Genomic DNA, 8,262 nt, shown 5'->3' with positions numbered 1-8,262 from the left:
AGCAAGTCGGTCCCACCCCTTCCCATCCCGAACAGGACCGTGAAACGACTTTGCGCCGATGATAGTGCTGCAACCAGTGTGAAAGTAGGTTATCGTCAGGCTAGTTATACGTAGTAGAAAACAACCCCCACCAGCTTCTGAGCAGGTGGGGGTTTTTTTTCGTTTGGTGGTTTTGGTTGAAGTACCGGCTGATTTACCGATGAGACAGCGTGGGCTCGGGGGCGATTCGCCGCCCGGCCCACCCTACCAGCCCGTCTACACAAGAGTCAAACGCCCCAGAGGATATCGGTCTGGTGATCGCGTGCCGAACGCAGCATCTCGAGCATCGGATAGGCGCGCGTCGAGAAACTTACCACCTGCGCCTGCTCGTGCTCAGGATCGTCGTCATCGCCCTGGTGGGCCTTGATGTCCTGCTCGACCTCGTCGGTGGAGGGGTGCTTGCGGCTTTCTTCGATTTCCTGTTCGAGCAACTCTGCGGCGCGGGCGGCTTCGGCGGAGGTGATGACCCCCATCTCGGGCTCCTTGTTGAGCAATTCTAAAATGCGCTTCGCGTGCTCCTGATACATCATCACGTCCGGATAGGATTTGCTTTTAAAGGTGATTAACATGGTGCGGTCCTATTCTGTTTTCGTCGTGACTAAACGATAACACGCCGAGTGCTTGCGGTCATCCTGCGCGCGACGGTCAGCGTGAACGCTCTCGCAGTATCCAGGCCGTGCACAGGACCCCGAACACGACGGCGCAAGCCGCAGCTGCGCCGACCATGGCGAGACCGTCCGGTATGGTGCCTGGCGAGCGCAGCAGTAGTCCTGCAAGCGCGGCCCATCCCAGCAGGCAGCACACGTCCAGTACGCTGGTCAGGATATTGCGCTTGCCGCGGCTTTTGAATTCGCTACGCGTGCTCGAGCGGCCTGTCCACAGCGTAATCAGAGCCCCGCTGGCGGCCGCGCCGCAGAGCGTCATCGCCGCCAGTGCGCCGGCCAGTGGCCGCTGCAGCGTCAGCCAGGCCAGGGGCATCGCCGCGAGCAAGAGTACCGGCGCCACGGCGGAGGCCAGCTTTGCGCGGCGCAGGGTGGCCGTGTTTGCCGGCGAGGTCTGCAGCAGGTCCGGCGCGTCTTCGGCCAGCAGGACAATCCAGGCCAGGGACGAACTCAGCGATCCACACAACATCGTCAAGCCCACGCCAGTCACGGCAAGCTGCGGCGCGTCCTTGCGAAAGATGAGGAAACACAGCGGCAGCAAGTACAGCAGCTGCAGCAATACCTGCGAGATCAGGTGCGGGTCGCGCCAGATCAGCCGCCACTCCTTGACCACCACCGTTTCAAACAAGCTGCGGTCGAAACGATAGGCGAGCGCAGCGGGCCGTAGGGCCGCCCGGCTGCTGCCCGCTGCCTGCTGCAAGCCGTGGACAAAGAAGCGATGGGTCAGGCCGACCGTCCCCCAGGCCGCCAGCACGCCGGCAATGGCAACCAGCACCACTGCGACTGGTTCGCCGAGGGCAGCGCGTGCCGGCAGCCATAGGAGGCTGCCCGCCTCGATCGCGCCGCCTGCACCGATCAGCCCGGAGAGCGCGGATGGCGCAGCCAGGCCGTCGTCGCGCGACATGAAACTGCCCGCCTGCGACAGCAGGAACAAGAGCGCACCTGCAAGGGCACCGATCACCTGGGCCACCACACGCGTGCGGCGGGCGCCGAGCCAGCGCACCAGCGCCAGCGTCAGCAGCATTGCCATCGAGGCGGCCAGCGCCGCCATTGCCAGTAGCACCGGGTAGAGCGCCAGCCAGCGCACCTGCCCCAGCAACACGCCGACGTGGGCGAAGGGCGCCAGGAAGAACAGGTACAGGGCCGAGACGCCGACGACGATGCCTGCCAGCTTGACGCTGAAAATGCTGCGCGAGGAGAGCGGCGAGGACAGCAGCAGATCCATGTCGCCGCGGTCGAACAGTACTTCGACGCTGGCCTTCAGCGCGCTCGACAGCATGAACAGGAAGCTTGCCAGCAATATCGCAGCGGCCGCGACAACGAACGCCTGCGGCGGCGGGCCGAGGGTCGAGCCGAAGTCACCAGTTGCGCGCAGTACGGCGAACACGCCGGCATGCAGCACGGCCCAGAAGGCAAGTGCCCCCGCAACGATGACCCAGCCGCGCCGCCCCATGCCACGATCCACGCTGGAAGCGAGCGCGCCCCGCCAGAACAGGCGCAGCTCATGGCCCAGCAGCCACAAGGCCGTGCCGGGCCGGGGGTTCATGGCCTGCCCGTCAACTGCAGGAACAGATCCTCGAGCGTCGCGCCTGGCGCCTGCTCGCGCAACTGGTCGAGCGTACCCTCGGCAATCAGGCGCCCGTGCTGGATGATGCCGATGCGCTGCGCTAGGCGTTCGGCCACCTCCAGGATATGTGTCGTCAGGATCACCGTTCCCCCGCCCGCGACATGCGACAGCAGCAGGTCCTTCACCTGGCGTGCGGCGCCTGCGTCCAGCCCGGTCAGGGGTTCGTCCAGGATCAGGAGCTCGGGTTCGTGGATCAGCGCGCCAGCCAGCGCCAGCTTCTGCTTCATGCCGCGCGAAAAACCTTCGGTCAGCTCATGGGCGTGCTGGGTGAGGTCCAGCCAGTCCAGCAGCGCGCGCGCGCGCGGCTCGGCCGCCCTGGCATCGATCCCCCATAACCCGGCGACGAACTCGAGGTATTCGGTCGGCTTGAGTTTCCCGTACAGCATCGGGTCGTCCGGGAGGTAAGCCATCCGGCGCTTGGCGCCGGGCGCGTCGAGCGCGAGGTCGATCCCGAATACCTCGATGCAGCCGGCATCCGGCGCGAGCAGGCCCGCCACCATGCGCAGCGTCGTCGTCTTGCCGGCGCCGTTCGGTCCCAGCAGCGCATACAGCTCGCCGCGGCGCACCGTCAGGTCGAGGCCATCGACCGCGGGCCGGCCGAACTGTTTATGGAGACCCGTCAGCGCGAGGGCAGGGGAGTTCGCGGTCACAGCGGCTTGAAGGAGGAGATGAACTGGTCGACCTGTTCGCTGGGCACCGAGCGTTCCGGCCCCATCACGATGACCTGGTAGAAGCGATTGCCCTTCGCGACAAAATGGCCGCGCAGCAGCATGGCCTGCCCATTCGACTGGCCGACGGCCTCGAGGTCGATGCCGGCTTGCGTCTGTGTCCGCGCCGCGCCGCCGGTGCTGGCCGCGCTGCTTGCGGCCGTGCTCTCGCGCCGCACCCTGGCGCCGAGATTGCGCAGCAGCGCCGTCTTCATGTCGCCCAGCGCGGCCTGGGCGCGCGCCGGGTCGGGCGCCGTGCCGGTGCCGACGGCAAAGGTCACGCCTTCGACCTGGGCGGCCGTCATCGTCATGTCCACGCGCATGCCATTCAGGTCGACCGCCCGGGTGTGGCTTGCCGGCTTGGCCGGGAACATCACGCTAAACGGTGCGTCCGGGCTGTTGTACTCGCGCCAGTTGTAGGTGGGATTGCAGGCGGCAAGAAGCGTGCTGGCTGCGATGACGAGTACGGAAAGGAATTGTTTTGACATCCACAGATGGTAGCAGGGCAGGTGCGCGGATGCTACCGGCGCAGGCGCGGCCTTCAGCGCTCCTGCAGTCCGCGCCGGTAGGCCACCGCTTCGGCCATGTGCGCGGCGTCGATCCGGGGCGTATTCGACAGGTCGGCGATCGTGCGCGCGACCTTCAGTACGCGGTGATAAGCCCGGGCCGACCAGTGCATCATGGCCATTGCCGAGCGCAGGACCTGGTCCCCGGCAGCGTCCGGGACGCACAGGCGGTCGATCTCGTGCGTGTTCAGGCGCGCATTGGGCTTGCCCTGTCTCGCCAGCTGCAGCGCATGGGCCGTCGCAACCCGGCATGCAATCGCTTCGCTGCTTTCGCCGTCGGCCTGGGCACCCATGGCGCCAGGCGACATGGCGCTCACGCCAATCTGCATGTCGATGCGGTCCAGCAGGGGACCGGAAATGCGGTCGCGATAGCGTTGCGCGCTCTCGTTGGTGCAGCGGCATTTGCCGGAAGGGTGTCCCTGCCAGCCGCAAGGGCAGGGATTCATCGCGGCGATCAGCTGGAAGCGCGCCGGAAAGTCCGCCTGCTGCGCCGCCCGCGAAATCGTGACCACGCCCGATTCGAGCGGCTGGCGCAGCACCTCCAGCACCTTGCGGTCGAACTCCGGAAGCTCGTCCATGAAGAGCACGCCGCAATGCGCGAGCGACACCTCGCCCGGACGCGGCACACTGCCGCCGCCGACCAGTGCGACGCCCGAGCTGGTGTGATGCGGACTGCGAAATGGCCGGCAACGCCAGCGCTCGGCCGAGAAACTGCCGGTCAGCGATTGCACCGCCGCCGCTTCCAGTGCTTCCTCGTCGGTCATGGGCGGCAGCAAACCGGGAAAGCGCGAGGCCAGCATGCTTTTGCCGGCCCCGGGCGGGCCGACCAGCAGGATCGAATGGCTGCCGGCAGCGGCAATCTCGAGCGCCCGCTTGGTATGGCGCTGTCCCTTGACGTCGGAAAAATCGGGATAGCGCGGCGCCAGCTGAGGCCGCTCGCTGCGATAGCGCGGCAGGCGGGTGCCGTCGTTCAGCGCGGCGAAGTGAGCGCAGACCTCGAGCAGGGTCTCCGCGGGATGGATGCAGGCATCGGCGACCAGCGCTGCTTCGTCGGCATTGCTTTTCGGGAGAATGAAGGCACGTCGCGCCTCAGTAGCTTGCGCGCCGCTGCGCCAGATCGCAAACGTCATCGCCAGCGCCCCGCGAACCGGACGCAACTGGCCGGACAGGGATAGTTCGCCGGCGAACTCGTACCGGTCCAGCTCGTCCGAGGGAATCTGCCCGGACGCCGCCAGGATGCCGAGCGCGATCGGCAGGTCGAAGCGTCCCGACTCTTTCGGCAAATCCGCCGGGGCCAGGTTGATGGTGATGCGGCGCGACGGGATCTCGAAGCCGACGTTCTGCAGCGCCGCCCGCACCCGGTCTTTGGCTTCGCGCACTTCGGCGTCCGGCAGGCCGACGATCGTCATGCTCGGCAAACCATTCGCAAGATGCACTTCGACGCTGACGGCGGGCGCTTCCATGCCGGCAAGGGCGCGACTGCGTAGTACGGCGAGACTCATGGGATCCCTGACGATTGCTGGACAGCCAAATGGTGCGCTGGCCTGCAATTACCTCATTGAGCGCTGCCAATCGTGCGCAGAGCGGGAGTTTTCAGCCCGGTACCGCGATTATTTATATTGTCGTTATTTGGTTTCCATTTGAAGATTTTGTTTCGGTATTGACTTAAAGCAAGCAGAGCTTCATTGTTCTATATCAAATTAGGGATTGCAACAAACCGCACCAATCGGTAATGCAGATGGGTGCTGGTTTTTAATGCATGGTGAATAAACGGACGACTGTACCGTTTTTCTTTTTACATATAACTATATTGGGATATAAAACGTGAAACTTCTCGTTGCGTTGATGGTCAGTGCCGGCATCCTGTCGCCGGTGTTCGCTGCAGCTCCTGCGGCGGCGCCCGCCCAGGCCCAGGCCAAGAGCGGCGTCCAGCACGGTCCGGCCAAGGTAGCGTCGGTGGAAGGTATTACCGAATACCGCCTGGCCAATGGCCTGCGCGTGCTGCTGTTCCCGGACGCGTCGAAGCCGACGATGACGACGAACATGGTCTACATGGTCGGCTCGCGCCACGAGAACTACGGCGAGACCGGCATGGCGCACCTGCTGGAACACCTGCTGTTCAAGCCGACCGCCAACTTCGGCGTCAAGAAAGGCACGCAGAGCCCGGTCGAAGTGCTGAACGGACTCGGCGCCGATTTCAACGGCACCACCTATTACGACCGCACCAATTACTACGCGACCTTCCCGGCGAACGAAGCGAATCTGCGTACCATGCTGGCGCTCGAAGCGGACCGCATGATCAATGCTCCGATTTCCCAGGACGACCTGTGGAACACGAAGACCAACAAGGGCGAGATGACGGTCGTGCGCAACGAGTTCGAGATCGGCGAGAGCAACCCGATCCGTGTCACGCTGCAGCGCCTGCAGGCCGTCGCCTATGACTGGCACAACTACGGCAAGTCGACCATCGGCGCCCGCTCCGACATCGAGCAAGTGAACATTCCGCGCCTGCGCGCTTTCTACAAGCAGTATTACCAGCCGGACAATGCGGTATTGATCGTCGCCGGCCGCTTCGACGAAGCCAAGGTGCTGGCCCAGGTGGGCGCCCTGTTCGGCAAGATCCCGAAACCGTCGCGCACCATCCAGCCGACCTATACGCTGGAACCCACCCAGGACGGCGAGCGTTCGGTCGTGGTGCGCCGTTCCGGCGGCACCCAGTTCGTCGGCGCCGGCTACCACATCGCGCCGAGCGGGCATCCGGATGCCGCCGCGCTGCAAGTGCTGGCGCGCGTGCTGACCGACCCGCCATCGGGCCGCCTGCACAAGGCCCTGGTGGAAACCAAGCTGGCGACCGGCGTGATGGGCATGGCAGCGAGCAACCTCGAGCCGGGCTACCGCGTCTTCGGCGCAGTGGTGCCCAAGGGCCAGCCCGTGGCGCCCGTGCAGGACACGATGCTGAAGGTGCTGGAAGAACTGAAATCCCAGCCCGTCACCGAAGAAGAGGTGGCGCGCGCGCGCCAGGCCATCGCCAAGAACATCGAACTGGCCATGAACGACAGCGCCAGCCTGACGATCGGCCTGACCGAAGCCATGGCAGCGGGTGACTGGCGCCTGTTCTTCGTGAACCGCGACCAGGTCGAGAAGATCGACGCCAAGGCCGTGCAGGCGGCCGCCGAGAAATACCTCAAGGCGTCCAACCGTACCCTCGCCGTGTTCGTCCCGACCGATGCCGCCGACCGCACCCTGGTGCCGGGCGTGATCGATGTCGCCGCCGTCGTCAACGGCTACAAGGGCCGTGCCGTGGTGGCCCAGGGCGAGGTGTTCGACCCGAGCCCTGCCAACATCGAGGCGCGCACCCAGCGCTTCAAGCTGGCCAACGGCATGAAGGGGGCGCTGCTGCCGAAGAAAACCAAGGGCCAGCTCGTCAGCGCCACGATTCGCCTGCGCTTCGGTAGCGAAGAAGCCCTGCGTAACAAGGCGATCGCCGGCAACTTCGCGGCAGGCTTGCTGAACTACGGCACCCAGGAGAAATCGCGCCAGCAACTGAAGGACATGTTCGACAAGCTCAAGGCCCAGACCCGTATCACCGGTGGCGCGGAATCGCTGACGGCGTCGGTGACGACCACGCGCGAGAACCTGCCGGCCGTCATGGACCTGCTTGCCGAGGTGCTCAAGAAGCCGGCGTTCGCGCCGGCCGAGTTCGGCGAGTTCCAGCGCGCGAACGTGAATGCGACCGAGCAGGCGATTCCGGAGCCGAATCCGCAGGCCGGCGTTGCGCTGCGCCGCCTGCTCGACACGACTCCGGCCGGCCACGTCAAGCACGTGCTGACGCTCCAGGAGCAACTGGCGGCCCAGAAGGCCACCACCGTGGACGAGGTCAAGGCCTTCCACGCCGCCTTCTATGGCGCCAACAACGCCACCTTCGCGGCAGTGGGCGATTTCGATCCGGCCACGCTCAAGGCCCAGGTCGATCGCCTGTACGGCAACTGGAACGCACAGCAGAAGTATGTGCGCGTGCCGGCCGCGGTCAAGACCGTCGCGGGCCAGAAAGTGGCGCTTGAAACGCCGGACAAGGCCAGCAGCATGCTGCTGGCGGTGTACCCGCTGCCTTTGAAGGACGACGCGAAAGCCTATCCGGCACTGGTGATGGCCAACTATATGCTCGGCGGCGGCGCGCTGCGCTCGCGCCTGGCCGACCGCATTCGCCAGAAGGAAGGCCTGTCCTACGGCGTCGGTTCGCAGCTGGACATCCCGATGCATGACCCGGCCGGAACCTGGCTGGCTTATGCGATGAGCGCGCCCCAGAACACGGCGAAAGTGGAAGCCGTGCTGCGCGAGGAACTCCAGCGCGCGGTGACCGAGGGCTTTACGGAAGCGGAACTGCTGGAAGCGAAAAAGGGCTGGCTGCAGGGCGAGGAAGTATCGCGCACCTCCGACGAGGCGCTTGCCGGCGCCCTGTCCGAGTACCTGTCGGTGGACCGGACCATGGGCTTCGACGCCGAAGTTGAAGGCCAGGTACGCAAACTCACGCTGGCGCAGGTGAATGGCGCGATGCGCGAGTTCATCAAGCCGGCCAACATCTCGATCGTGACGGCGGGTGACTTCGCCAAGGCGGCGAAGGACGTGGGCGGCGCCAAGTAACACGGCGGCGCAAGCCTCGC

The 8,262-nt window shown here is 65.4% G+C and carries 6 protein-coding genes and 1 rRNA gene; 2 read left to right on the top strand and 5 right to left on the bottom strand.

Translation table 11 applies throughout. The annotated features are described in order from the left end of the window. Positions 1-101, top strand: a 5S ribosomal RNA gene (rrf, locus tag AC56KZ_RS20640); the annotation flags it as partial. Between the two features lie 165 nt (positions 102-266). Here the strand turns inward: rrf and AC56KZ_RS20635 are convergent. The 5 genes from AC56KZ_RS20635 to AC56KZ_RS20615 form a co-directional block, all read right to left on the bottom strand. Continuing rightward, positions 267-608, bottom strand: a complete 342-nt coding sequence (locus AC56KZ_RS20635; protein WP_497164046.1) for a DUF1840 domain-containing protein — start codon at positions 606-608, stop codon at positions 267-269. Between the two features lie 76 nt (positions 609-684). Continuing rightward, complete coding sequence (locus AC56KZ_RS20630) at positions 685-2,247, bottom strand: putative ABC transporter permease subunit (RefSeq protein ID WP_497164045.1); 1,563 nt, start codon at positions 2,245-2,247, stop codon at positions 685-687. Then, positions 2,244-2,978, bottom strand: coding sequence for an ABC transporter ATP-binding protein (locus AC56KZ_RS20625; protein WP_497164044.1), 735 nt, complete (start codon positions 2,976-2,978; stop codon positions 2,244-2,246). Before AC56KZ_RS20625 ends, AC56KZ_RS20630 begins: the two co-directional genes overlap by 4 nt. Beyond that, positions 2,975-3,523 (bottom strand): hypothetical protein, encoded by a 549-nt coding sequence (locus AC56KZ_RS20620; protein ID WP_497164043.1) that lies wholly within the window; start codon positions 3,521-3,523, stop codon positions 2,975-2,977. Before AC56KZ_RS20620 ends, AC56KZ_RS20625 begins: the two co-directional genes overlap by 4 nt. A 53-nt stretch (positions 3,524-3,576) precedes the next feature. After that, positions 3,577-5,103: a YifB family Mg chelatase-like AAA ATPase gene (locus AC56KZ_RS20615; RefSeq protein WP_497164042.1), complete on the bottom strand. Its 1,527-nt coding sequence runs from the start codon at positions 5,101-5,103 to the stop codon at positions 3,577-3,579. Between the two features lie 322 nt (positions 5,104-5,425). Here AC56KZ_RS20615 and AC56KZ_RS20610 point away from each other — a divergent pair, with 322 nt between their 5' ends. Next, complete coding sequence (locus AC56KZ_RS20610; protein ID WP_497164041.1) at positions 5,426-8,242, top strand: M16 family metallopeptidase; 2,817 nt, start codon at positions 5,426-5,428, stop codon at positions 8,240-8,242. Positions 8,243-8,262: the final 20 nt, after the last annotated feature.

The sequence above is a fragment of the Telluria sp. LT2P34 genome, from assembly GCF_059685915.1.
Note: the sequence above shows the minus strand (reverse complement) of the source record. Positions and strands in the feature narration are given on the sequence as shown.

Excerpts from the sequence above, each read along its gene's own strand:
- AC56KZ_RS20635 (WP_497164046.1), bottom strand. The coding sequence starts at position 608 with ATGTTAATCACCTTTAAAAGCAAATCCTATCCGGACGTGATGATGTAT.
- AC56KZ_RS20630 (WP_497164045.1), bottom strand. The coding sequence starts at position 2,247 with ATGAACCCCCGGCCCGGCACGGCCTTGTGGCTGCTGGGCCATGAGCTG.
- AC56KZ_RS20620 (WP_497164043.1), bottom strand. The coding sequence starts at position 3,523 with ATGTCAAAACAATTCCTTTCCGTACTCGTCATCGCAGCCAGCACGCTT.
- AC56KZ_RS20615 (WP_497164042.1), bottom strand. The coding sequence starts at position 5,103 with ATGAGTCTCGCCGTACTACGCAGTCGCGCCCTTGCCGGCATGGAAGCG.